Annotated in this window: 20 protein-coding genes; 15 read left to right on the forward strand and 5 right to left on the reverse strand. The window is 68.6% G+C overall.

Annotated elements, in window-relative coordinates; genetic code table 11:
* Window positions 1–243: 243 nt before the first annotated feature.
* Window positions 244–3,048: an aconitate hydratase gene (locus GV790_RS20065; protein ID WP_163814852.1), complete on the reverse strand. Its 2,805-nt coding sequence runs from the start codon at window positions 3,046–3,048 to the stop codon at window positions 244–246.
* A 297-nt stretch (window positions 3,049–3,345) separates the two neighbouring features.
* On the opposite strand from GV790_RS20065, the gene GV790_RS20070 reads away from it, so the two are divergent.
* From GV790_RS20070 to GV790_RS20105, 8 genes are all read left to right on the forward strand, one after another.
* On the forward strand, window positions 3,346–3,927 hold the full coding sequence (locus GV790_RS20070; RefSeq protein ID WP_256673408.1) for an Rv1476 family membrane protein: 582 nt from the start codon (window positions 3,346–3,348) through the stop codon (window positions 3,925–3,927).
* Window positions 3,928–4,208: 281 nt separating this feature from the next.
* Window positions 4,209–5,684 carry an NlpC/P60 family protein gene (locus GV790_RS20075; protein ID WP_163814854.1) on the forward strand — a complete coding sequence of 492 codons (1,476 nt, stop codon included), beginning with the start codon at window positions 4,209–4,211 and terminating at the stop codon, window positions 5,682–5,684.
* 153 nt (window positions 5,685–5,837) lie between these two features.
* Complete coding sequence (moxR1, locus tag GV790_RS20080) at window positions 5,838–7,040, forward strand: chaperone MoxR1 (RefSeq protein WP_163814855.1); 1,203 nt, start codon at window positions 5,838–5,840, stop codon at window positions 7,038–7,040.
* Between the two features lie 32 nt (window positions 7,041–7,072).
* Entirely contained in the window at window positions 7,073–8,023 is a 951-nt protein-coding gene (locus GV790_RS20085) for a DUF58 domain-containing protein (protein WP_138448339.1), read from the forward strand.
* Window positions 8,020–9,024: a VWA domain-containing protein gene (locus tag GV790_RS20090; protein ID WP_163814856.1), complete on the forward strand. Its 1,005-nt coding sequence runs from the start codon at window positions 8,020–8,022 to the stop codon at window positions 9,022–9,024. The genes GV790_RS20085 and GV790_RS20090 overlap by 4 nt, the downstream gene beginning before the upstream one ends.
* 311 nt (window positions 9,025–9,335) lie before the next feature.
* A complete protein-coding gene (gene fabG1, locus GV790_RS20095) occupies window positions 9,336–10,094 on the forward strand; it encodes a 3-oxoacyl-ACP reductase FabG1 (protein WP_051016579.1) in 759 nt (252 codons plus the stop codon).
* Between the two features lie 114 nt (window positions 10,095–10,208).
* On the forward strand, window positions 10,209–11,045 hold the full coding sequence (gene inhA / locus GV790_RS20100; protein WP_130916394.1) for an NADH-dependent enoyl-ACP reductase InhA: 837 nt from the start codon (window positions 10,209–10,211) through the stop codon (window positions 11,043–11,045).
* 27 nt (window positions 11,046–11,072) lie between these two features.
* On the forward strand, window positions 11,073–12,128 hold the full coding sequence (locus GV790_RS20105) for a ferrochelatase (protein WP_163814857.1): 1,056 nt from the start codon (window positions 11,073–11,075) through the stop codon (window positions 12,126–12,128).
* A gap of 182 nt (window positions 12,129–12,310) precedes the next feature.
* Here GV790_RS20105 and GV790_RS20110 read toward each other — a convergent pair whose 3' ends face one another.
* The 3 genes from GV790_RS20110 to GV790_RS20120 all read right to left on the reverse strand — a co-directional run bounded on the left by GV790_RS20110 (window position 12,311) and on the right by GV790_RS20120 (window position 14,337).
* Window positions 12,311–13,120: a hypothetical protein gene (locus tag GV790_RS20110; protein ID WP_163814858.1), complete on the reverse strand. Its 810-nt coding sequence runs from the start codon at window positions 13,118–13,120 to the stop codon at window positions 12,311–12,313.
* Window positions 13,121–13,216: 96 nt separating this feature from the next.
* The gene (locus tag GV790_RS20115) at window positions 13,217–13,435 is read right to left on the reverse strand and encodes a hypothetical protein (RefSeq protein ID WP_163814859.1); all 219 of its coding nucleotides are present in this window, start codon (window positions 13,433–13,435) and stop codon (window positions 13,217–13,219) included.
* A gap of 89 nt (window positions 13,436–13,524) precedes the next feature.
* Window positions 13,525–14,337: a DUF3097 domain-containing protein gene (locus GV790_RS20120; RefSeq protein WP_163814937.1), complete on the reverse strand. Its 813-nt coding sequence runs from the start codon at window positions 14,335–14,337 to the stop codon at window positions 13,525–13,527.
* A gap of 173 nt (window positions 14,338–14,510) precedes the next feature.
* Between GV790_RS20120 and GV790_RS20125 the strand changes: the two genes are divergently transcribed.
* The 4 genes from GV790_RS20125 (at window position 14,511) to GV790_RS20140 (ending at window position 18,825) form a co-directional block, all read left to right on the forward strand.
* Entirely contained in the window at window positions 14,511–14,942 is a 432-nt protein-coding gene (locus GV790_RS20125; protein WP_163814860.1) for an NfeD family protein, read from the forward strand.
* Window positions 14,942–16,189 carry an SPFH domain-containing protein gene (locus GV790_RS20130; protein WP_163814861.1) on the forward strand — a complete coding sequence of 416 codons (1,248 nt, stop codon included), beginning with the start codon at window positions 14,942–14,944 and terminating at the stop codon, window positions 16,187–16,189. The genes GV790_RS20125 and GV790_RS20130 overlap by 1 nt, the downstream gene beginning before the upstream one ends.
* A gap of 149 nt (window positions 16,190–16,338) precedes the next feature.
* Window positions 16,339–17,628: an SGNH/GDSL hydrolase family protein gene (locus GV790_RS20135; RefSeq protein WP_163814862.1), complete on the forward strand. Its 1,290-nt coding sequence runs from the start codon at window positions 16,339–16,341 to the stop codon at window positions 17,626–17,628.
* A gap of 294 nt (window positions 17,629–17,922) precedes the next feature.
* Window positions 17,923–18,825 (forward strand): S1C family serine protease, encoded by a 903-nt coding sequence (locus GV790_RS20140; protein WP_175585955.1) that lies wholly within the window; start codon window positions 17,923–17,925, stop codon window positions 18,823–18,825.
* Between the two features lie 39 nt (window positions 18,826–18,864).
* Here the strand turns inward: GV790_RS20140 and GV790_RS20145 are convergent, their stop codons facing one another.
* Entirely contained in the window at window positions 18,865–19,545 is a 681-nt protein-coding gene (locus tag GV790_RS20145) for a TVP38/TMEM64 family protein (RefSeq protein ID WP_163814863.1), read from the reverse strand.
* 181 nt (window positions 19,546–19,726) lie between these two features.
* Here GV790_RS20145 and GV790_RS20150 point away from each other — a divergent pair, with 181 nt between their 5' ends.
* Genes GV790_RS20150 through meaB form a run of 3 tightly spaced genes read left to right on the forward strand, consistent with a single transcriptional unit; the run spans window position 19,727 to window position 24,878 of the window.
* A complete protein-coding gene (locus GV790_RS20150) occupies window positions 19,727–21,568 on the forward strand; it encodes a methylmalonyl-CoA mutase family protein (protein WP_163814864.1) in 1,842 nt (613 codons plus the stop codon).
* On the forward strand, window positions 21,568–23,829 hold the full coding sequence (scpA, locus tag GV790_RS20155; RefSeq protein WP_163814865.1) for a methylmalonyl-CoA mutase: 2,262 nt from the start codon (window positions 21,568–21,570) through the stop codon (window positions 23,827–23,829). The genes GV790_RS20150 and scpA overlap by 1 nt, the downstream gene beginning before the upstream one ends.
* A complete protein-coding gene (gene meaB, locus GV790_RS20160) occupies window positions 23,826–24,878 on the forward strand; it encodes a methylmalonyl Co-A mutase-associated GTPase MeaB (RefSeq protein WP_375139409.1) in 1,053 nt (350 codons plus the stop codon). Before scpA ends, meaB begins: the two co-directional genes overlap by 4 nt.

Below are 24,878 nucleotides of genomic sequence, written 5' to 3' on the forward strand. Positions count from 1 at the left end.
GTGCACCGCTTCGGCATAGCGGGCGGCATTGGCCAGCGGGTCGGCCAGCAGGAAGCGCAGCAGTTCGGCGAAGATCAGCGGCGCCGCGTTGCCGAACCTGGCGCCCTCGACGAACGAGAAATGTCGAATCGAAGGAATGCGCGAAGGTCCGCGCACCGCGGGCACGGTGCGCGGACCTCACTCTGCGCGACGACCGGAACCGGTCGCGAGGGTCATTCCCGCGTGCGCGGAGACCTGGCCTGATCAGCCACGAATCATGTTGCGCAGCACGTACTGCAGGATACCGCCGTTGCGGTAGTAGTCCGCCTCACCGGGGGTGTCGATGCGGACCACCGCGTCGAAGACGATCTTCTCGCCGTCTTCCTTGGTGGCGGTGACCTTCAGCGTCCGGGGAGTGACACCCTCGTTGAGCTGGGTGATGCCCTCGATGTCGAAGGTCTCGGTGCCGGTCAGGCCGAGGGTCGCGGCCGACTCGCCCGCCGGGAACTGCAGCGGGATGACGCCCATACCGATCAGGTTCGAGCGGTGGATGCGCTCGAAGGACTCGGTGATGACGGCCTTGACGCCCAGCAGGCGGGTGCCCTTGGCGGCCCAGTCACGCGAGGAGCCCGAACCGTACTCCTTACCACCGAGCACGACCAGCGGGATGCCGGCCTTCTGGTAGTTCTGCGAGGCGTCGTAGATGAACGCCTGCGGGCCACCCTCCTGGGTGAAGTCACGGGTGTAACCACCGGAGACGTCGTCGAGCAGCTGGTTGCGCAGCCGGATGTTGGCGAAGGTGCCGCGGATCATCACCTCGTGGTTACCACGACGCGAGCCGAGGGAGTTGTAATCCTTGCGCTGCACACCGTGCGCGTCCAGGTACTGCGCGGCCGGGGTGCCCGGCTTGATCGGACCGGCAGGGCTGATGTGGTCGGTGGTGACCGAGTCGCCCAGCAGTGCGAGCACGCGCGCACCCTTGATGTCCTCGACCGGCGAGGGCTCGAGCTGCATGCCGTCGAAGTACGGCGCCTTGCGCACGTAGGTCGAGTTCTCGTCCCATGCGAAGGTGTCGCCGGACGGGGTGGACAGGTTCTGCCAGCGCTCGTCGCCCTTGAAGACGTCGGCGTAGGACTTGCGGAACATGTCCTGGCTGATCGCCGACTTGATGGTGTCGTCGATCTCCTGCGGGGAGGGCCAGATGTCGCGCAGGAACACGTCGTTGCCGTCGGTGTCCTGGCCCAGCGGGTCGGTCTCGAAGTCGAAGTCCATGGTGCCCGCGAGCGCGTAGGCGATGACCAGCGGCGGCGAGGCCAGGTAGTTCATCTTCACGTCGGGGGAGATGCGGCCTTCGAAGTTGCGGTTACCCGAGAGCACCGCGGTGACCGACAGGTCGTTGTCGTTGACCGCCTTGGAGATCTCCTCCGGCAGCGGACCGGTGTTACCGATGCAGGTGGTGCAGCCGAAACCACCCAGGTAGAAGCCCAGCTTCTCCAGGTACGGCCACAGGCCGGCCTTCTCGTAGTAGTCGGAGACGACCTGCGAGCCCGGCGCCATGTTGGTCTTCACCCACGGCTTGGACGACAGGCCCTTCTCGACCGCATTGCGGGCCAGCAGCGCGGCGCCGATCATGACCGACGGGTTGGAGGTGTTGGTGCAGGAGGTGATACCGGCGACCACGACCGCGCCGTGGTCGAGCACGAACTCACCGCGCTCCTCGGACTTGACCAGCACCGGCTTGGAGGGGCGCCCCTCGGAGCCGTTGGCCGCCGAGGTGACGTCGATCGCGCCGTCGTCGGCGAAGGACAGCTCGGCCGGATCCGACGCCGGGAAGGACTCCTCGAGCGCCTCGTCCAGCTTGCTGTGCGGGGTGGCGACGGCATCGTCGGTGTAGTTGTAGATGTCCTTGCGGAAGGCGATCTTGCTCTCCGACAGCAGGATTCGGTCCTGCGGGCGCTTCGGGCCTGCGATGGACGGGACCACGGTGTTGAGGTCGAGCTCCAGGTACTCGGAGTAGGCGGGCTCGTGGTCCGGGTCGTGCCACATACCCTGCTCCTTGGCGTACGCCTCGACGAGCGCGAGCTGCTCGTCGCTGCGGCCGGTCAGGCGCAGGTAGTTGATGGTCTCGCCGTCGATCGGGAAGATCGCCGCGGTGGAACCGAACTCGGGGCTCATGTTGCCGAGGGTGGCGCGGTTGGCCAGCGGAACCTCGGCCACACCCTTGCCGTAGAACTCGACGAACTTGCCGACCACACCGTGCTTGCGCAGCATGTCGGTGACGGTGAGCACGACGTCGGTGGCGGTGACGCCCGGCTGGATCTCACCGGTGAGCTTGAAGCCGACGACGCGCGGGATCAGCATGGAGACCGGCTGGCCGAGCATGGCGGCCTCGGCCTCGATGCCGCCGACGCCCCAGCCCAGCACACCGAGGCCGTTGACCATGGTGGTGTGCGAGTCGGTGCCGACGCAGGTGTCGGGGTAGGCCTGGCCGTTGCGGACCATCACGGTCGGGGCCAGGTACTCGATGTTGACCTGGTGCACGATGCCCATGCCCGGCGGGACGACGCGGAAGTCGTCGAAGGCGCCCTGGCCCCAGCGCAGGAACTGGTAGCGCTCGGCGTTGCGCTCGTATTCGAGGTCGACGTTGCGCTCGAGGGCGTCGGCGCGGCCGAAGACGTCCAGGATGACCGAGTGGTCGATGACCATGTCGGCGGGGGAGAGCGGGTTGACCTTGTTCGGGTCGCCGCCGAGGGTGGTGACGGCCTCACGCATGGTGGCGAGGTCGACGACACACGGCACGCCGGTGAAGTCCTGCATGATCACGCGGGCCGGGGTGAACTGGATCTCGACGTTCGGCTCGGCCGACGGGTCCCAGTTGGCGATCGCGCGGATGTGGTCGGCGGTGATGTTGGCGCCGTCCTCGGTGCGCAGCAGGTTCTCCGCGAGGACTTTCAGTGCGTAGGGGAGTTTTTCGGTACCGGGCACGGCCGAGAGCCGGAAGATCTCGTAGGAGTTGCTTCCGACCTCGAGGGTGCCTTTGGCGCCGAAAGTATCGATACTTGTCGTCACGTCAGCTCCACTCATCTGTGAGGGTTGCCGTCGGCGGGGCTGTGCCGACGGCCTACGTCTTCGGAGGGCTGCCCGCACCGCACGGTGCCGGTTCCTCGCGCCTTCGACTCTAACAGTACGCTTGTCCTATGAACGCGGCGGGGCGTCGTTGCGGCGCCGGTCGGCGTGGCGAGTGGCGCCGATGCGACACTGCGTCGCGTACTGTGCCACCGTGAGCTGTCGGGGCGGCCGGTCCGGACGGACGGCCTCTCGGCGTGCTCATCCGCAGTGTAGGAGACCCCGTCGCCTCGCGTGCCGATGCGGCTCGACAAGACCGGATGGAAGATGACCGTCTCGCACACCTGGGCTTTTTCTCTCGTCGCCACCGGGCTGCCGGAGAACACCGACCTCGGCGAGATCCGCGCGGATCTCGCCCACGACGGCGTTGCCGCACCCGAGGGCAAGGATCAGTCCGAGCTGGCCGCCCTCGTGGCTCAGGCGCGCGCCGATGGCATTCCGCTGAGCGTGGTCGTGGTGCAGGGCAATCCGTGGCACGACTCGAGCCTGCGCGATCTGGCCACTGAGGTCGGCAAGTTCCAGCACGGCACCGTCGCGGTCTTCAGTGATGACTGGATGGGCACCTACAGCGATTCGATCAGCCGGGTGCATCTGGAATGGGCCGAGGACGCCGCGAAGTGGAAGGGCGGTAAGTCCGAAGAGGCCGTGCAGATCTTCGCCGACCGGCTGCAGCAGCCGGAATCGGTGCCGTGGACCGGATTCACGAGCGTGCTGCTGGCCGGCACCGTGGCCGCCGTCGGCGGGCTCTACTGGGTCAAGCGGCGTCGTGCGGCGAGCGCTGCGGCCGGTTCCGCCGACGATTCGGCGTCGGCGTCCGCCTGAGCCTTTCACTCGGCTCGCATCTCGATCCGCGCCGCATTTCCTGACGGTCGGTTTGTTTTTCGGGGCCGAAGCCTGTGCCGCATTCGGCTAATTTCGAGCAAAGTGCAAATTACGCACCTGTGATTCCGTCGCTGTAGTTCCGCGCGTGACGCAAGTGTCGTACGGTTCGAATGATCGCTGTTGGGGAAAGAGTGTTGACAGGGCAATATGCCGACCACAGTGCTCCATGGGTCGGCTGGTGCTCGTGATGCCACGCCGCAGTCGGATCGTCTGGAGGTGCGATGCGCAACATGCGAGGGCCCAGCCGTCGTCGTCCGCTCTCGATCGCTCTCGGTTTGCTGGTCGCGGCGGCGATCGTCGTCACCGGCGCCCCGTCGACCGCCGTGCCGCCGCCCCCGCCGAACCCGAGCGACGGTGAACTCGCCGACGCCGGAGCACGCGTCGACGCAGGCATCGGCCAGGTGGGTGTGCTGATCAATCAGGTCGCCGCCGTCGACGAGCAGGTGCGTCAGCTCGACGATGCGGTCGCGCTGCGCCGCGAGCAGGTCAACAAGGCGCTGGTCGATCTGCAGAACGCTCGCGATGCCGCCGACGCCGCGGCCGACCTGGTGGCCACCACCCAGCGCGAACTCTCCGACGCGGGCACGCGAGTGGACCAGGCGCGCACCAACTTCGACGCATTCGCCACCCAGGCCTACACCCGGCCCGGCACCGGCACGATGATGACCTACCTCTCGGCCGCCGACCCCGACGCCGCCCTCGACCGTGCGCAGATCATCGGCCTGGTCACCAAGAATCAGCAGCAGGTGATGGACGGCCTGCGCCGCGCCCAGATCGATCAGGGCAACAAGAACGCCTCGGCCCGGCACGCCAAGACCGCCGCCGACGCCGCGGCCGCCGACGCCGAGCAGAAGAAGACCGCCGCCGAGGCCGCCGTGAGCGCCGCGACCGCCGAGCTGAACCAGCAGACAGCGGTGCGCGATGACCTGCTGCGCCAGCGCGCGGATGCCCAGGCGCGGCTGGACGCGGCGCGGATGAACGTCACCGGGTTGCAGAACCAGCGCGATGCCTATCAGGCCTGGGATCAGCAGCGCCGGGCCGAAGAAGCGGCGGTGCTGGCCGCGGCGGCCGCTGCGGCGGCGCGTGCGGCCGCCGATCAGGCCGCCAAGGACCGCGCGGCCCAGCTCGGCGCGGGGAAACGCCCGCACACCCAGCTCGACGACTCCCCGCGCACGACCAAGCCGACCCCGAGATCCGGGACCGACGACGATGACTCCGAATCCGAGAGCGAATCCGGATCAGAGGACGGCGATGTCCCCTCGGTCACCGGCAGCGAGGCCATCGAGATCGTCGTCGACCGGGCCATGTCCCAGCTCGGGGTCACCTACGCCTGGGGCGGCGGCGACGAGGACGGCCCCACCCTCGGCATCCGCGACGGCGGCGTCGCCGACAGCCACGGCGACTACAACAAGGTCGGGTTCGACTGCTCCGGCTTGATGATCTACGCCTTCGCCGGAATCGGTGTCTCGCTGCCGCATTACAGCGGCTACCAGTACAACGCGGGCACCCGCGTGCCGGTCGACGAGCGCGAACGCGGCGACATGCTGTTCTGGGGGCCCAACGGCAGCCAGCACGTCGCGCTGTATCTGGGCGACGGCAAGATGATCGAGGCCCCACAGTCCGGCGATGTGGTCAAGGTTTCCCCGGTGCGGGAATCGGGCATCATGCCCTACGCGGTCCGCATCGTCACCGCCTGATCGGGCGCGAGTGCACGTACGGTGGACGGCGTAACGTCGCCAGGAGCGCGGATTCCGGCGCCGAATCCCGTCATATCGGGTCCGGTTGCGGCGAATGCGGTCATTACCTGGAATAGTTGTGGCAACACGCACAAGACCAAGGCGAAAGCGGGGATGTTGGTGACTTCGACGGACGGTGTGAGCGGGGCAAGTTTGGCGAAAAAGGCGCCTGCACCCGGGTCGAGCACCCTCGAGCGTGATGTCCAGACTCTCGAGAAGGCGATCTACGAGGTCAAGCGAGTCATCGTCGGACAGGACCGGCTCGTCGAGCGGCTGCTCGTCGGCGTGCTCGCCCGCGGCCACGTGCTGCTCGAAGGTGTTCCCGGTATCGCGAAGACCCTTGCCGTGGAGACCTTCGCCAAGGTCGTCGGCGGATCGTTCTCCCGCGTCCAGTTCACCCCCGACCTGGTGCCCACCGACCTCATCGGTACCCGCATCTACCGGCAGGGCCGCGAGGAATTCGACACCGAGCTCGGCCCGGTGGTGGCGAACTTCGTGCTCGCCGACGAGATCAACCGCGCTCCCGCGAAGGTGCAGTCGGCGCTGCTAGAGGTGATGGCCGAACGGCATGTCTCGATCGGCGGCAAGACCTATCCGATGCCCGATCCGTTCCTGGTGATGGCGACCCAGAACCCGATCGAGAGCGAAGGCGTGTATCCGCTGCCCGAGGCGCAGCGCGACCGCTTCCTGTTCAAGGTCGTCGTCGACTACCCCTCGGTGGAGGAGGAGCGCGAGATCATCTACCGGATGGGCGTCAGCGCGCCGGAGGCCAAACAGATCCTGGAGCCGGCCGAACTCATCCGGTTGCAGCAGCTGGCCGCCAACACCTTCGTCCACCACGCGCTGGTCGATTACGTGGTCCGGGTGATCGCCGCGACCCGCACCCCCGCCGAATTCGGCATGAACGACGTCGCCGGTTGGATCTCCTACGGCGCCTCCCCGCGCGCCAGCCTCGGCATCATCGCCGCGGCGCGTGCGGTGGCGCTGATCCGCGGCCGCGACTATGTGGTGCCGCAGGACGTGGTCGAGGTGATCCCGGACGTGCTGCGGCACCGGCTGGTGCTGTCCTACGACGCACTCGCCGACGAGATCAGCCCCGAAGACGTCATCAAGCGGGTACTGCAGACCGTCGGCCTGCCGCAGGTCGCCCCCCAGGCCGTCGGCCAGGGTGGACCGGCCGCGCCCGCGCCGGTGCCCGCCAACGGCGCCCATCCCGGTAGCCCCGCGCCGCAGCAGCCGCAGCCGGCGCAGCAGCCGCCGGTGCCGCAGCAGGCGGGCCAGGTGCCGCAGGCCGCCGGCAACAGCCCGTCGAAGTGACCTCGACGCCGGAGCCGGTCGACCGAGTACCGATGTCATCGCACGCACCACCGTCGTTCCGATCGGGCGAGCTGACCGACCCGAAACTGTCGGCAGCCCTCAAGACCCTCGAACTCACCGTGCGCCGCCGCCTCGACGGCGTACTGCACGGTGATCACCTCGGTCTCATCCCGGGCCCCGGTTCCGAACCGGGGGAGGCCCGCGCCTACCAGCCGGGTGACGATGTGCGCCAGATGGATTGGTCGGTGACCGCGCGCACCACCCATCCGCATGTGCGGCAGATGATCGCCGACCGCGAGCTGGAGACCTGGATGGTCGTCGACCTGTCGGCCAGCCTGGATTTCGGCACCGCGGCCTGCCAGAAGCGCGATCTCGCCATCGCCGCTGCCGCCGCGATCACCCACCTGACCAGTGGCGGCGGTAACCGCATCGGCGCCGTCGTCGCCACCGGTGAGCACCTCACCCGGATTCCCGCGCGCAGCGGCCGGGTGCACGCGCAGTCGCTGCTGCGCGGCATCGCCACCACCCCGCACGCCCGTGACGGTGTGCGCGGTGATCTGCGCGGCGCCATCGAATCGTTGCGCCGCCCGCAGCGCAAACGCGGACTGGCCGTGATCATCAGCGATTTCCTCGGCGATATCGACTGGCAGCGTTCGCTGCGCGCCATCTCCGCCCGCCACGACCTGCTCGCCGTGCAAGTGCTGGATCCGCGCGATATGTCGCTGCCGGATATGGGTGATGTGGTGCTGCACGATCCGGAGACCGGCCGCACCCGCGAGTTCAGCGTCACCCCCGCACTGCGCGCCGACTACGCGGCTGCGGCCCTGCGCCACCGTCAGCAGGTGGAGCAGGCGCTGCGCAGCTGCGGCGCGCCGGTGCTCACCTTGCAGACCGACCGGGACTGGATCGCCGACGTGGTCCGGTTCGTATCCACCCGGCGCCACAGCCTCGGCGCCCCGACCGGGCGGGTGCCACGTCAGTGAGTATTTCCAACTTCACCGCGCAGATCTGGCTGGGTTTCCTCGCCGTCGTCGCGCTCATCGCCCTCGGCTATGTGCTGGTGCAGCGCCGCAAACACCGGCACATGCTGCGGTTCAGCAACATGGAGCAGCTGGAGCGGGTCGCGCCTTCGCGGCCGAGCCCGCTGCGGCATGTGCCGGTGGCCTTGATCCTGGTCGGCTTGGTCTTCTTGACCATCGCCGCGGCCGGACCCACCAAGGCGCAGAAGGAACCGCGTAACCGCGCCACGGTCGTGCTGGTCATGGATGTGTCGCTGTCGATGGAAGCGACAGATGTCGAACCGAACCGGCTCGAGGTGGCGCAGAAGGCGGCCAAGAAGTTCGCCGAGGGTCTCACCCCTGGCATCAACCTGGGGCTGGTGGCCTTCTCCGGCACCGCCTCGGTGCTGGTGTCGCCGACGACCAACCGCGAAGCCGTCAAGGCCGCGATCGACAACATCAAGCTCAGTGAGCGCACCGCGACCGGCGAGGGCATTTTCGCGGCGTTGCAGTCGATCGAGACGCTGGCCTCGGTGCTCGGTGGCGCCGAAACACCGCCGCCTGCGCGCATCGTGCTGATGTCGGACGGTAAACAGACCGTGCCCGACGATCAGGACGTCGACAATCCGCGCCACGCCTTCACCGCGGCCCGGCTGGCCGAGACCAAGAACATCCCGGTGTCGACCATTTCCTTCGGCACCGAATGGGGTGTGGTCGAGATTCCGGACGAGGACGGCGGGCGCCCGCAGCGTGTTCCCGTGCCGGTGGACGACGATTCGCTGCGTGAAATCGCCAAATTGTCCGGCGGCGATTTCTATACGGCGTCCAGCCTGGCCGAACTGACCGCTGTTTACGACACTCTCGAAGAGCAGATCGGCTACGAGATGACGATGGGCGACGCCAGCAGACCGTGGTTGCTGTTCGGCCTGGTGTTCATCTCCGCCGGTGTGGTCACCGGTCTGGTGACGCGGCAGCGGCTGCCGTAGTCGCAGGCTGTGCCGGGGACCGTGCGGTTCCCGGCACGCCGCGGGTGCGTCGGCTGCTGCCACCGCGGTGGTTTCGCCGATTCTCGTTGCGCCCGAAATGGCATCCCGCCGGCGGTCTATCGCAGCGGCTCCCGTCATGTGCGATTGGTGGGTTTCCACGGCCGGTCGATGCTCATTCTGTGAATCGCGACAGTGGCCTGTGCGATCGAACTGTGACACCGGCACCCGCCGGTTCACGAGCACAATTGTGATCGACTCCGCCGACCCGGACGTGTTTTTCGGTGGCAGGAACCATCGGCTAGATTGTCCGCATGTCGAACTCTGTCGAGGACAGTCGTAAGTCGGAATCGCAGAATGCGGAGCGGGCCTCCCGGTCGGTACTGGTGACCGGTGGTAACCGTGGCATCGGTCTCGCGGTCGCGCAGCGGCTCCTCGCCGATGGACACAAGGTCGCCGTCACCCACCGCGGCTCGGGTGTGCCGGACGGATTGTTCGGTGTGAAATGCGATGTGACCGACAGTGAATCGGTCGATCGGGCGTTCTCCGAGGTGGAGGCGCACCAGGGCCCGGTCGAGGTGCTGGTGGCCAATGCCGGTATCACCGACGACACGCTGCTGATGCGGATGACCGAGGAGCAGTTCACCCGGGTCATCGACGCCAACCTCACCGGCGCGTTCCGTTGCGCCAAGCGTGCCAACCGCGCCATGCTGCGGGCTCGCTGGGGGCGGATGATCTTCCTCGGCTCGGTGGTCGGCCTGGGCGGCGGGCCCGGCCAGATCAACTACGCCTCCTCGAAAGCCGGTGTCATCGGTCTGGCTCGCTCGGTCACCCGTGAGCTCGGTTCGCGCAATATCACCGCCAACGTGGTCGCCCCCGGTTTCATCGAAACCGATATGACCGCCGAGTTGCCGGAGGAGATGCGCGAGACCGCCAAGAAGTTCATTCCGTTGCAGCGTCTCGGCGCGCCCGAGGAGGTCGCCGCGGTGATCAGCTTCCTGGCCTCCGAGGACTCCCGCTACGTCTCCGGCGCCGTGATCCCCGTCGACGGCGGTATGGGCATGGGGCACTGACCCGACCGCTCGCCCACCGAGAATTCGAAAGCCGCGCTAACGAAATACGGCGTGCAGCCGACAGTCCTCGCGGACCGCGGCCCACATCCACACTGCAGGGAGAACCCAGAACTCATGAGCGGACTGCTCGACGGTAAGACCATCCTGGTCACCGGCATCATCACCGACGCCTCCATCGCGTTCCACGCGGCGGCCATCGCGCAGGAACAGGGCGCGAAGGTGATCATCACCGGAATCCCGGAGCGCCTGCGACTGATCGACCGGATCGCCAAGCGCCTGCCCAAGGAGGTGCCGCCGGCGATCGGCCTCGACGTCACCAATGAAGAGGACTTGGCCGCGCTGGCCGGCAAGATCGGCGAGCTCGCCCCGGAGGGTCTCGACGGTGTGCTGCACTCCATCGCGTTCGCGCCGCGCACCCTGATGGGGCCGGAAGCCAAGCCGTTCCTCGAGGGCCCGGGCCCGGATGCGGCCAAGGCGTTCGAGATCTCGGCATGGAGCTACGCCTCGCTGGCGCGGGCGGTACTGCCGGTCATGAACGAGGGCGGCTCCATCGTCGGCATGGATTTCGATCCGCGCACCGCGATGCCGTACTACAACTGGATGGGCGTGGCGAAGGCAGCGCTGGAATCGGTGAACCGCTACGTCGCGCGTGAGGTCGGCGAGGCGAAGAAGATCCGCTCCAACCTCATCGCCGCCGGTCCGATCAAGACCCTGGCCGCCAAGGCCATCGCGGGCACCGCCACCGACGACGCCGCCAAGCTGAACCAGCTCAACACCTATTGGGACGGCGCCTCGCCGATCGGCTGGGACGTCGACGATCCGACCGTGGTCGGCAAGTCCGTGGTCGCGCTGCTCTCGGATTGGCTGCCCGGCACCACCGGCTCGATCATCTACGTCGACGGCGGCGCCAGCCACAACACCTGGTTCCCGGAGAACATGCCGGTCAACTGACCCTGCACCCGCGACAGAGGAGACACTGTGGGCCGCTCGGCCGATGCGTTGCTACTGCTGTCGTTCGGCGGCCCCGAACGCCCCGAGGACGTGATGCCGTTCCTGGAGAACGTCACTCGGGGCCGGGGCGTGCCGCGGGAACGGCTCGCCGAAGTCGCCGAGCACTATATGCACTTCGGCGGGGTGTCGCCGATCAACGAACTCAACCGCCGCATCATCGCCGATGTGGAAGCCGAATTGCGCACTGCCGGAAAAGATCTGCCGGTCTATTTCGGTAATCGCAACTGGCATCCGATGGCCGAGGACACCCTCGCCCGGATGGCTGCCGACGGTGTGCGTTCGGCGCTGGTCTTCCCCACCTCGGCGTGGGGTGGCTATTCGGGGTGCTTGCAGTATCAGGAAGACATCGTCCGGTCCCGCGCTGCCGTCGGCGCGGAAGCCCCCGAGCTGATCAAGTTGCGTCAGTACTTCGATCACCCGCTGCTGATCGAATCCTTCGCCGATGCCATTCGCGCTGCCGCGCAACAGATCCCGGCCGATCGGCGCGACCGGATCCGGCTGGTGTTCACCGCGCACTCGATTCCCGTCTCGGCCGATCGCACCGCCGGACCGCCGGGCGACGGCGGCGGGCTCTACAGCCGCCAGGTCGCCGAAGCCGCCCGCTTGTGCGCGGCGGCAACGGGTTTCGGAGACTTCGACGTGGTATGGCAGTCGCGTTCGGGTCCACCGCAGGTGCCGTGGCTCGAGCCCGACATCGTCGATCACCTGGAGGAGCTGTCCGGCAAGGGCGTCGACGCCGTGGTGGTGTGCCCGGTCGGTTTCGTCTCCGACCACCTCGAGGTGATCTGGGACCTGGACAACGAGGCCGCCCAGAAGGCCGCCGAGCTCGGCATGGCCTTCGCCCGCGCGGGCACACCGGGTGCCGATCCGCGGTTCGCGCGCATGGTCGTCGAGCTGATCGGTGAGCACCTCGACGATGTGCCGCCGCGGCGGCTCGGGGCGGTGCCGGGATACGGGTGCACCGTCGATGGCGCGCCGTGTGCCGTCGATTGCTGTAAGCCGGCTACGCGGCCCGGGCGCTGACCACAGCCGGAACCGGCGCAGGTCAACCGGGCGGCGATGCCAAGGTCGCGGTAGTAGCCGGCAGCCTGGCGGTGCTGCCACGATCGACTCGGTGCCGGCGAATAATGGATCGACACGGCGTCCAGTGGGTCCGGTCGGCACGCCGCTATCAGGCGGTTGCCGCCCTGCCGGGCCGGCGGGAATCAGGCTCGGCGAGCCGAGGCGTGCACGGCGACCAGCCGCGCCGCCCGAATGGCATCCCACAGCGGCCGCAGCAGCGATTCGTGCTCGATGACGGCGCTCGCGGAGGTGGGGGAGGAGGCCGGTTCACGCTGGGCCACGGTGAGGATGGCGGCCACGTGATCGGCGCTGTCGAGGATGCGGCGCGCGCGCAGCGGAATGGATTCCGGGTAGTCGTGGCGGGAATAGTCGGCCAATTCGGCTTCGATCAGCTCACGCGGATCAGCGTCACCGGATCCGAGGCCGGTCGTGTGCAGACGCATGAGCGCGTCGGCGGCGTCGCGGACCGCCTCGCGCATGGCGAATTCGGCTTCGCCCAGCGACATGTCGACGCCAGTGGTGGCCGGGATGGGGGCGCTGTACACGGTCCATTGCAGCGTGTCCTCGCCCTCCCACTGCGGGATCAAACCGGTGCCGTCCGCGCCGGGCACACCGATCAGGATCCCCTCGCCTGCCTCGATGGCGTCGGCGGCGAACGCGGTACCGACCGGCAGCCCGCGCACATCACCGGGCACCGGAAGCACCAGCCGCAGATGCGCGCCCGGCTCGGCGAGAGCTTCCCGAATCACCTTGAGCAGCGGCATGACTCCGGTACCCGTCGTCCCACGCGAGGACCACGGCAGATCGGTGCGTGCGCCGCTGAACGGATCCCCGGCGGCGATGGTGTGCCGCGGAGCCCACGCGTGTAGCGCCTCCAGTACGTCGTCGGGCGCACTGGAACCGGCCAGCCAGGAGCCGGCCCACACCGTCAGCGTGGCACTCGGGGAGCACATAATCTTCGAGCATAAAGGTTCACCGCGACACGTGGACATCGGTGCGCCCGCTCGATCCCGGCGCCGCCGTGATCGGGCCGCCGTCGTGATCACCGATCAGGTGTTGCACCCCTGCGACGGATCGCCGGAAGCCGACGGGGGCAGCTGGATGAGGCAGACGATCAGGTCGAGCAGCGCCGGCGCCAGATCGGCCGAACCGGTCGCGACGGCGTGGCGGTGCTCGGTGCCGGGCGCGGCGCTCGCAGCCGGAGCAGCCAAGGCCGGCAGAGTCAGGGCGGCGGCTACCAGAAACGCCGACAGCGGCTTCACGGACATGTTCACCTCCGAATCCGGGCCGGCCGGGCGTTCCGGCCGGGCCGGGCGACCGCCGGTGCGCGGTCGGCGAACTCCTCGAACGCCGGACGCTACCCGGGTTCGGTGACGAAGTCGATGAGCCGCTCGACCGCGCCGATCAGCGGCGCCTCGAGATCGCGGAACGAATCGACGGCGTTGTAGACCCGGCGCCACCCTTCCTGCGGTGTGCCCCAGCCGAGGCGGCGGCACACACCCGTTTTCCAGTCTTCCCCACGCGGCACCTGCGGCCACTGCTGGATCCCGACCGCAGCCGGGCGCACCGCCTGCCAGACATCGATGAAGGGATGGCCGGTGACCAGCACATGGGGGCCGAGACCGGTGGTGAGCTGGGTTTCCTTCGAGCCGGTGACGAGATGGTCGACCAGCACCCCGACCCTCCGGCCCGGTCCCGGACCGAATTCGGCGAGTCGCGCCGCCAGATTATCCAGGCCCTCGAGATGCTCGACCACCACGCCCTCGACCCGCAGATCGTGGCCCCATACGCGCTCGACCAGCGCAGCGTCGTGCACGCCCTCGACCCAGATCCGGCTCGCCGCCGCTACCCGGGCGCGCAGGCCTTCGACTCGGGTGGAGCCCGATGCGGAGCGTGTCTCGCGCTTGGGTGCGGCGCGCGCGGGCCGCACCAGGGTCACCGGCTGTCCGTCGATCAGGAACGCGGCCTCGCGCATCGCGAACAGCCGCACCGCGCCGCGAGCGTCCTCGAGTTTGACGAACTCGCCGTCGTAGCTGCGGTCGAATCCGACGACGGCGCCGCAGAATCCGCTCGCCGCGTCCTCGACGACGAGGTCACGCTCGGCGTCCACTCGCGGGACCGCGCGCTTGGTGGCGCGGGTGTGGCCGGAAAAGATGTCACCGCCGTACATGTCACGCGAACTCACCTGCCCGAAGCTACTGCACCGGAATCGCTTCGAGGGTGCGGCGCACCGGGGCCGCGCCGTGGCGGGCCGCACAGCGGACGCGCCGGGTGCGTGCGGGTGAACGGGATGATCTTGCGCTGTAGGGCACCGGAATCGGCTCCGGCCACTACAGTGGAGACGTGGCCGCAGTTATCTGGCTGGTCGTGGGCATCCTGCTCGTGGCGGCCGAGATGTTCGTCGGTGAGCTGACCTTGCTGATGCTCGGTGGTGGGGCACTCATCACCGCCGGTATCAGTTTCGCCGCCGACACCAGTGTCGTGGCCGATGCGATCATCTTCGCGATCGTGTCCGTCGCGCTGATGCTCGGTGTGCGCCCGATGTTGTTGCGGCGCTTCGCGACTCCGCCGCCGACACTCACCAATGTCGATGCGCTGCCCGGTAAGACGGCGCTGGTGATCGATGACGTCGGTGCGCACAGCGGCCGGGTGAAACTCGGTGGTGAAGAGTGGACGGCGCGGCCGTTCGATCCGGCCGAGGAGTATCCGAAGGGAACCACGGTGTACGTGATGAAGATCGACGGCGCGACCGCCGTCGTCTGGAAAGGGCCGTAATGGCTGTATTGATCGTGGCCGCCGTCCTCGTGCTGCTGGTCGTGGTGGTGGTGTTCAAATCGATCGCGCTGGTGCCGCAGGCCGAGGCGGCGGTGATCGAGCGACTCGGCCGGTACTCGCGCACGGTGTCGGGCCAGCTGACCTTCCTCGTGCCCTTCGCCGACCGGATCCGGGCCAAGGTCGACCTGCGTGAGCGGGTGGTCTCGTTCCCGCCGCAGCCGGTGATCACCCAGGACAACCTCACCCTGCAGATCGACTCGGTGGTGTATTTCCAGGTCACCAGCCCGCAGGCGGCGGTGTACGAGATCAGCAACTACATCGCCGCGGTCGAGCAGCTCACCGTCACCACACTGCGCAACGTGGTCGGCGGTATGACCCTGGAGGACACGCTGACCTCCCGCGATCAGATCAACAGCCAGCTGCGCGGTGTACTCGACGAAGCCACCGGACGCTGGGGTCTGCGGGTGGCGCGGGTGGAGCTCAAGGCGATCGATCCGCCGCCGTCGATCCAGGAGTCGATGGAAAAGCAGATGAAGGCCGACCGCGAGAAGCGCGCCATGATCCTCACCGCCGAGGGCCAGCGCGAATCGCAGATCAAGACCGCGGAGGGCGCCAAGCAGGCCCAGATCCTGTCCGCCGAGGGCGCCAAGCAGTCGGCCATCCTGTCGGCCGAGGGTGAACGTCAGAGCCGCATTCTGCGCGCACAGGGTGAACGTGCCGCCTCCTATCTGCAAGCCCAGGGCCAGGCCAAGGCGATCGAAAAGGTCTTCGCCGCCATCAAATCCGGTAAGCCGACGCCGGAACTGCTGGCCTACCAGTACATGCAGACGCTGCCGATGGTCGCGCGCGGCGACGCCAACAAGGTGTGGCTGGTGCCGAGCGATTTCGGTAAGGCCCTGGAAGGTTTCGCCAAGAACTTCGCCACCAAGGGCGAGGACGGCGTTTTCCGCTACGAGCCGCCGGAATCCGACGGCAGCGAGAGCAAACCCGAAGACGATTCCGAGGACGTCGCCGATTGGTTCGACACCGCACCGGATCCGGCCATCGAACGCGCCGTGCGCGCGGCCGAGGCCACGGCCCGCACCCCGGTCGAAGGTTTGGTGCCCGGTGTCGACCCCTCGCCCGCGAACCTGAACAAAGCCGCACCGACGGCGCCGCAATCGCCCGCGCGGCCGGAGCCGCCACAACCGCCGAGCGCCGGGGACATCCACGGCCGGCCGTGGCAGCCGCCGGGGGCGCAGCAGTAGCTCTCCGAACGCGCTGCGGCGGCGCAGCGTTATTCCCGGCGTCGATGTCGGATTGTGCACAGCCGAGGCGGAATTGCCTCGGGCCCGCGCGAGGTTGCTCTGCTGCGACAGGTTCGCGGACAGCGGATCGCGCGAGTGAGGGAACGCAGATGATCGCGTGGAGAAAGCGGCGCACGACCGCGCAGACGAGCACGATCGGCAGGCGGCGCGGCACCGTGGTGGCCGCGCTGCTGGCCACGGCGGCACTGGTACTCGCCGGCTGCTCCGACGACGCGGATGCCGAAGCCGCGGCCTGGTCCGACAGTTGGGTGAGCGCGCAACAGCCGGCGGTCGATCTGTGGGAACCCAATTGGTCCACCGGCGGATTCGACAACCACACCGTCCGTCAGGTGATCCGCCCGACCCTCGGCGGTGACGAGGTACGGATCAAGTTCTCCAATCTCTACGGTGAGCGTCCGCTGCGCATCACGTCGGCGACCATCGCCGAGCCGGGGCAGGGTGCGCAGGTCCGGGCCGACACCGTGCGTCCGCTGCTGTTCGGCGGGGTGGCGTCCACCGAGATTCCGGTCGGCGCGGAATCGACCACCGACGCGGTCGATTTCGCCATCACCGCGCTGCGGCCGGTGACGGTGACGATCTATCTGGCCGAGGCCACCGGGCCGGCCACCTTCCATCAGACCGCCAACGCCACCAGCTATCGGGCCGGCGGTGATCACGCTGCCGACCCGACCGCCACGGCGTTCACCGAAACCACCCGATCCTGGTACTACCTCGCCGATCTCGAGGTGAACAGCACGGCCGCCGAGGGTGCGGTGGTGACCTTCGGCGATTCGATCACCGACGGCGCAGAAGCCACCGCCGACGCCGACAACCGCTACCCGGACGTGCTGGCCACCCGGCTGGCCGCCGACGGATCCGGCCGCGCGGTGCTCAACACCGGTATCAGCGGCAACCGGGTGCTCACCGACTCCGAATTCACCGGCGACAGCGCCAGGACCCGGTTCCGCCGCGACGTGCTCGACCGGGACGGGGCGAGCACCGTCATCCTGCTGGAGGGCATCAACGACATCGGCGCCAGTGAACTCGACGAGCCGTGGGTGTACCCCAACCCGGAGGTCAGCGCCGAGCAGCTCATCGCCGGATACCGCGAACTGATCGCGCTGGCGCGCGCGGACGGCCTGCGGGTGGTGGGTGCGACGCTGATTCCGTACAAGGGGGCGCCGTACTACAGCGAACGCGGTGAAGCCGTGCGCGATGCGGTGAACGCGTGGATCCGGTCCTCGGGCGAGTTCGACGCGGTCATCGATTTCGAACGCGCGGTGGTCGCCCCGGACGATCCGGACGCGATCGCTGCGGCCTTCGACAGCGGCGATCACCTGCATCCGAGCCCGGCCGGATACGCCACGATGGCGCAGGCCATCGATCTGGCCCGGCTCTGAGCCGAGGTTCGGCGCCCACCTCAGCAGACGCGGGGGTGGGGCGCCGGGTGGGAGGGTCGATCGGCGGTGCCGGACCGTGTGACGCGGCCTCGGAGGAACCGCTCAGTGGCCGCGCGCCGAGACACGGGACCGAGCGAGCTTTCCGCCGCGCACAGCGCGGTCCTGGCAATTCGAGTGTGCCCGCCGACATGACGATTGCGCTTCTGGTGAACACGCTGCGTGCGCCCACACAGCTCGGCATCCTGGAGATATCGGGGTGCGAAGCAGGCGGTGATCAACGTGGACGATGCGGCGATGGATGCGTACTCGCGCACGGTGATCGCGGTGGCGGCGTCGGTGACACCGCATGTGGCCAGTGTTCGGGCGCGGCGGGGGAGCGGATCGGCGGTGGTGGTGTCCGGGGACGGATATCTGTTGACCAACGCGCACGTCGTCGGGTCCTCGCGCGGGGGTGAGCTGGTGTTCGCCGATGGCGCCGACACCCGGTACGACGTGGTCGGGACCGATCCGCTGTCCGATCTCGCGGTGCTGCGCGCGCGGGGCGCGGCCCCCGGCGCCGTCACCCTCGGCGACGCCGACGCTCTCGTCGTCGGGCAGTTGGTGGTCGCCGTCGGCAGCCCGCTGGGGTTGGCGGGTTCGGTGACGGCCGGGGTGGTCAGCGCCCTCGGCCGGGCGGTGCCGGTGTCCTCGCGCCGCGCCGGACGGGTCATCGAAGACGTCATCCAGACCGACGCGGCGCTGAATCCGGGCAATTCCGGTGGTGCGCTCGCCGATTCGGCCGGGCGGGTGGTCGGGATCAATACCGCCGTCGCCGGCATCGGCCTCGGCCTGGCGATCCCGATCAACGCGACCACCCGCATGATCGTGCGGACCTTGCGCGCCGAGGGCCGGGTCCGCCGCGCGTATCTCGGACTGGTGGGTGTTCCGGCGCCGCTACCCGACGACGTCGCCGAACGCACCGGGCAGGACGGTGGCGTCCGCATCGTCGAAGTCATCGGCGGCGGCCCCGCCGATCGCGCGGGCCTGCGTCGTGGCGATCTGGTGCTCAGTGTCGCCCGCGCCGAGGTCAGGGACGCCCAAGGGATCCAGCGGCAGCTCTTCGCCGAGGCGATCGGGTCGCAGCTGCCGGTCACCGTGTTGCGCAACGGCGCCATGGTCGACGTGATCGCGGTGCCGATCGAACTGACCGTCGACTGATCGCCGGTGCCGCGTCAGCTGCACACCACGAGCAGCCGGTCAGTCGGTGACGGGGACCGGCTCGGCGGCGTTCTCGCGCGGCGCGGGGGTCCACCGGGCATCGAGGACCAACCCGATCACACCGATCGCCAGGCAGATTCCGGAGATGACGACCATCGCCGGATGACTGCCTCCGGTCAGCGCATCCGCGAGCACCACCGTGGCGACCGTGCCCGGCAGCGACCCGAGGACGGTAGCGATCAGGTACGGCCAGAACCGGATCGAGGACAGGCCACAGCAGTAGTTGACCACCGAGAACGGGGCGAACGCGATCAAGCGCAGCGAACCGACCGCCAGCCAGCCGCGGCGCTCGAGCCGCTCGTCGATGGCGCGCACCGACGGATGGGTCAGCCGGGACGCTACTCGATCCCGGTCGAGGGCGCGTACCAGCAGCAGGGCCAGCGCGGCGGCGACCGCCGTGGCCGTGAGCGCCACCGCGCTGCCGAGGCCGGCGCCGAACAGCACCCCGCTGCTCACAGTGAGCACCGTCCGCGGCACCGGTGCGACAGCGACCAGCGCGTATCCGAGGAGGAACAGCAGTGGGAAGATCGGGCCCACGCCCTCGGCCCAGTCCTGGATCTGCTCCGGACTCGGCAGCTCGATCAGCAACGCGACGGCGAAAAGCGCGCCGACCCCGAGGATCAGCGCGACGACGCGTCGATCACGAATCAGTCGAGTCACCCGGCAAGGTTACCGGTTGGTAGTGGTGGCCTCGCTCGAGCGCGTATTGGCGTCGGGCTAGCATCGGAGGAAACGAGTCGAATACTCGTTAACCAAAGTGTCCGCTGAGCTGGGCGGATGCACAGGTGCGGGCGTGCAGGAGTGGTGCGCCCGTACTCGAATGGAAGAGGGAAAGCAGCGTATGCCGATAGCTTCAGAGCCGGTGCCCGAGTACGCCGCCTGGCGTCAGGGCGTAGCGGGTGTGCTGGCCAAGACCCGCAGGGTCGATGCCGCGGAGCTTCCGGACGAACCCGAGAAGCTGCTCGAGGTCACCACCTATGACGGCCTCACCATCGCCCCGCTCTATACCCGTCGCGACGAGCTGCCCGAGCAGCCGTTGCCGGGGCAGTTCCCGTTCGTGCGCGGCCGCGACGCTACCCGCGATGTCCACCGCGGCTGGTTCGTCGGCGATCGGTTCACCGGAACCGATGGTGCGAGCGTCAACCAGGAGATCCTGGCGCGCCTGGAGAACGGCATCAGCGCCGTCTGGCTCAGCGCCGGCGAGCGCGGCGTGCCGGTCGCCGAGCTGCCCGCGGCGCTGTCGGGACTGCTGTTCGAGCTCGCCCCGCTGACCCTGGACGCCGGTGCCGCGGCGACCCAGGCCGCGCAGCAGGTGTTCGACGTGCTCGACGGCTACGACACTTCCGCCCGCGCCGATATCCGCGTCGGCCTCGGTTGCGCCCCGCTGACCAGCCGCTTCGCCGGGACCGATGATCTGGACCTGGCCGAGGCCGTGGCGCTGGCCGGGCAGGCGAACGGCCGGACGGAAACCGTGCGGGCTATCACCGTCGACGGCCGCGTCTTCCACGACGCCGGTGCCGCCGACGCCCAGGAGCTCGGGGCCGCGGTCGCCGCAGGTCTGGAATATCTGCGCGCACTGACCGGTGAACTCGATGTGGTCGCCGCGCTCGGCCAGCTGGAATTCCGCTTCGCCGCCACCGACGACCAGTTCGCCACCATCGCGAAATTCCGTGCCGCCCGCACGCTCTGGGCCCGCGTCGCGCACGTGTGCGGCGCGCCGGATGCCGGTGGCGCACCGCAGCACGCGGTGACCTCGGCGGCGATGATGAGCCGCCGCGATCCGTGGGTGAACATGCTGCGCACCACCCTCGCCGCGTTCGGTGCCGGTGTGGGTGGTGCCGATACGGTGACGGTCCTGCCGTTCGACGTCGCGTTGCCGCCGGGGGAGCTGGGCGTCTCACGTTCCTTCGCCGATCGGATGGCGCGCAATACCCAGCTGCTGCTGCTCGAGGAATCACATCTGGGCCATGTCCAGGATCCGGGCGCCGGCTCCTGGTACGTCGAGGATCTCACGGCGGAGCTCGCCGCCAAGGCGTGGGAGTTCATGCAGGAGATCGAGGCCGCGGGTGGTTACCTCGCGGCTCTGGAATCGGGTCTGCTGGCCGAGCGCATCGCCGCCACCAAGGCCACCCGCGACGCGGATATCGCCCATCGCAAGACCGCGGTCACCGGCGTCAACGAGTTCCCGAATCTGGCCGAGCAGCCGCTGTCGGAGGCGGCCAGGCGGATCGAGTCGACGAGCTACGGCGCGGCATTCGAGGCGCTGCGTGATCGCTCCGACGCGTACCTGGCCGCGCACGGCAAGCGCCCGACGGCGCTGCTGGTGCCGCTGGGCACGGTGGCCGAACACAATGTGCGGGTCACCTTCATCGCGAACCTGCTGGCCTCCGGCGGGATCGCATCGATCAACCCCGGCCCCCTCGATATCGACGCGATCGAGGCCGCGGCCACCGAATCCGGCGCCCCGATCGCGGTGCTGTGTGGTTCGGACGCCCGGTACGGCACCGACGCGGGCCCGGCGACCGAGCGGCTGCGGGCGGCCGGTATCGAGACAGTGCTGCTGGCGGGCCCGGACAAGGCCGTCGCCGAAGTGGACGGCGCGCAGCGCCCGGACGGATTCCTGACCGCGCGCATCGACGCCGTCGCCGCGCTGTCGGGTCTGCTGGAGAAGGTGGGAGCCTGATGACATCGCGTATCGAGCATCTGATCGGCAGTTTCGCCGACGTACCGCTCGCCGAGCGGGCGCCCGAGCCCGCCGCCGTCGACGCCGCGCAGGTCGAGCTATTCGTCCGCACGGCCGCCGCGGCCAACAACTACACCCCCGAACAGCTGGTGTGGGCCACCCCCGAGGGCATCGACGTGCCGCCGGTGTTCACCAAGGCCGATCGGGATGCGATTGCCGCGGCGGGCTTCCCGCTCGACAGCGTGCCCGGTATCGCGCCGTTCGTGCGCGGGCCGTACCCGACCATGTACGTCAACCAGCCGTGGACCATCCGCCAGTACGCGGGTTTTTCCACCGCGGCCGATTCCAACGCCTTCTACCGCCGCAACCTCCAGGCCGGTCAGAAGGGCCTGTCGGTGGCCTTCGACCTGGCCACCCACCGCGGCTACGACTCCGATCACCCGCGCGTGCAGGGCGATGTCGGTATGGCGGGTGTGGCCATCGACTCGATTCTCGACATGCGTCAGCTCTTCGATCACATTCCGCTGGACCAGGTCAGCGTCTCGATGACGATGAACGGTGCGGTGCTGCCGATCCTGGCGCTGTACGTGGTCGCCGCCGAAGAGCAGGGTGTCACCCCCGAACAGCTGGCCGGAACCATTCAGAACGACATTCTGAAGGAGTTCATGGTCCGCAATACCTACATCTATCCGCCGAAGCCGTCTATGCGGATCATCTCCGATATCTTCGCCTACACCAGCGCGAAGATGCCGAAGTTCAATTCGATCTCCATCTCCGGCTACCACATCCAGGAGGCCGGTGCGACGGCCGATCTGGAGCTGGCCTACACCCTCGCCGACGGTGTGGAGTACATCCGCGCGGGCATCGACGCGGGTATGGAGGTCGACAAGTTCGCCCCGCGGCTGTCGTTCTTCTGGGCGATCGGCATGAACTTCTTCATGGAGGTCGCCAAGCTGCGCGCGGGCAGGCTGCTGTGGAGCGAGCTGGTGGCGAAGTTCAACCCGAAGAGCGCGAAATCGCTGTCACTGCGCACTCATTCGCAGACCTCGGGCTGGTCGCTGACCGCGCAGGACGCCTACAACAACGTCGCGCGCACCTGCATCGAGGCGATGGCCGCCACCCAGGGCCACACCCAGTCGCTGCACACAAACGCCCTCGACGAGGCCCTGGCGCTGCCCACCGACTTCTCCGCCCGCATCGCCCGCAACACCCAGCTGCTGATCCAGCAGGAGTCCAACACCACTCGTCCGATCGACCCGTGGGGTGGTTCGTACTACGTGGAGTGGCTGACCCATCAGCTGGCCGAGCGCGCCCGCGCCCACATCGCCGAGGTGGAAGCGCACGGCGGTATGGCGCAGGCGATTTCGGAGGGGATACCGAAGCTGCGCATCGAGGAGGCGGCCGCACGCACCCAGGCGCGCATCGATACCGGCCAGCAGCCGGTGATCGGTGTCAACAAGTACCAGGTGGAAGAAGACCACGAGGTCGAGGTCCTCAAGGTCGAGAACTCCCGGGTGCGCGCCGAGCAGATCGAGAAGCTGCGGCAGCTGCGTGCCGAACGCGATTCCGCCGAGGTGGAGCGGGCGCTGAACGAATTGACCCGCGCCGCAGCGTCTTCCGAAGGAGGGATGGAGAACAACCTGCTGGCGCTGGCCATCAATGCCGCCCGCGCCAAAGCCACCGTCGGTGAGATCTCCGATGCGCTGGAGAAGGTGTACGGCCGCCATCAGGCCGAGATCCGTACCCTGTCGGGTGTGTACCGCGACGAGGCAGGCAAGGTCACCAACATCACCACCGCCGGTGCGCTGGTTGAGGAGTTCGCCGAGGCCGAGGGCAGGCGTCCGCGCATCCTGGTGGCCAAGATGGGCCAGGACGGCCACGACCGCGGCCAGAAGGTGATCGCCACCGCCTTCGCCGACCTCGGCTTCGACGTCGACGTGGGCCCGTTGTTCCAGACCCCCGAAGAGGTGGCGCGCCAGGCCGCCGACAACGACGTGCACGTTGTCGGTGTGTCCTCGCTGGCGGCGGGCCACCTCACGCTGGTGCCGGCCCTGCGGCAGGCACTGGCCGATGTCGGTCGCCCCGACATCATGGTCATCGTCGGCGGTGTCATCCCGCCCGGTGACTTCGAGGAGCTCTACGCCGCGGGTGCGGCGGCGATCTTCCCGCCGGGCACCGTGATCGCTGACGCCGCGATCGATCTGCTGAAGAAGCTGGCAGCCGAACTCGGGCACGAGATCGGGGGCGGCGGCGCCGAATGAGCGGTCAGCCTGGCCGCGGTCGTGCTCAGACCAGTGGTCCCCGCGTACGCGGGGGTGATCCGCGCGTCATCGATATCGATGCACTAGCCCAGGCTGTCCGCTCTAACGAGCGGGCCGCCTTGGCGCGGGCGATCACCCTGGTCGAATCGACCCGCGCCGATCATCGGGAACTGGCGCAGCAGCTGCTGTTGCGTGTGACGCCGTCGACCGGTGCGGTGACCTCGAACCGGGTCGGCATCACCGGTGTGCCCGGCGTCGGCAAATCGACCTTCATCGACACGCTCGGCATGTATCTGATCGAGCAGGGGCATCGGGTCGCGGTGCTGGCCGTCGACCCGTCCTCGACCCGGACCGGCGGCTCCATCCTCGGCGACAAGACCAGGATGGCGCGGCTGTCGGTGCGGGAGGAGGCCTTCATCCGGCCTTCGCCGACGGCGGGCACGCTCGGCGGCGTCGCCAAGGCCACCCGCGAGACGATCGTGCTGCTCGAGGCCGCGGGCTACGACGTGATCCTGGTGGAGACCGTCGGCGTCGGCCAGTCCGAGGTGACGGTCGCGAACATGGTCGACGTGTTCTGCTTCCTCACCCTGGCCCGTACCGGCGATCAGTTGCAGGGCATCAAGAAGGGCGTGCTCGAACTGGCCGATCTGGTCGCGGTCAACAAGGCCGACGGCAAACACGAGATCGAGGCGAAGAAGGCCGCCAGGGAACTGACCGGCGCTATGCGGCTGATCCATCCGCACGACGCGCTCTGGCGCCCGCCCGTACTCACCATGAGCGGGCTCGAGGGCATCGGACTGGAGAAGTTCTGGTCCACGGTGCTCGAACACCGCCGGGTGCTCACCGACGCCGGTGAGTTCGACGAGAAGCGCCGCCGCCAGCAGGTGGACTGGACCTGGACCATGGTGCACGACCACCTGTTGCGCCGCCTCGCCGACAACCCACGGGTGAAGGCGATCCGCGACGACGTGGAAAAGCAGGTCCGCGAAGGCGCCCTCACCGCCGCCCTGGCCGCCGAGGAACTGCTGCGCGCCTTCGACGAAGGCTGA

This window comes from Nocardia cyriacigeorgica, assembly GCF_010858045.1.
GTDB classification, from domain to species: domain Bacteria; phylum Actinomycetota; class Actinomycetes; order Mycobacteriales; family Mycobacteriaceae; genus Nocardia; species Nocardia cyriacigeorgica_E.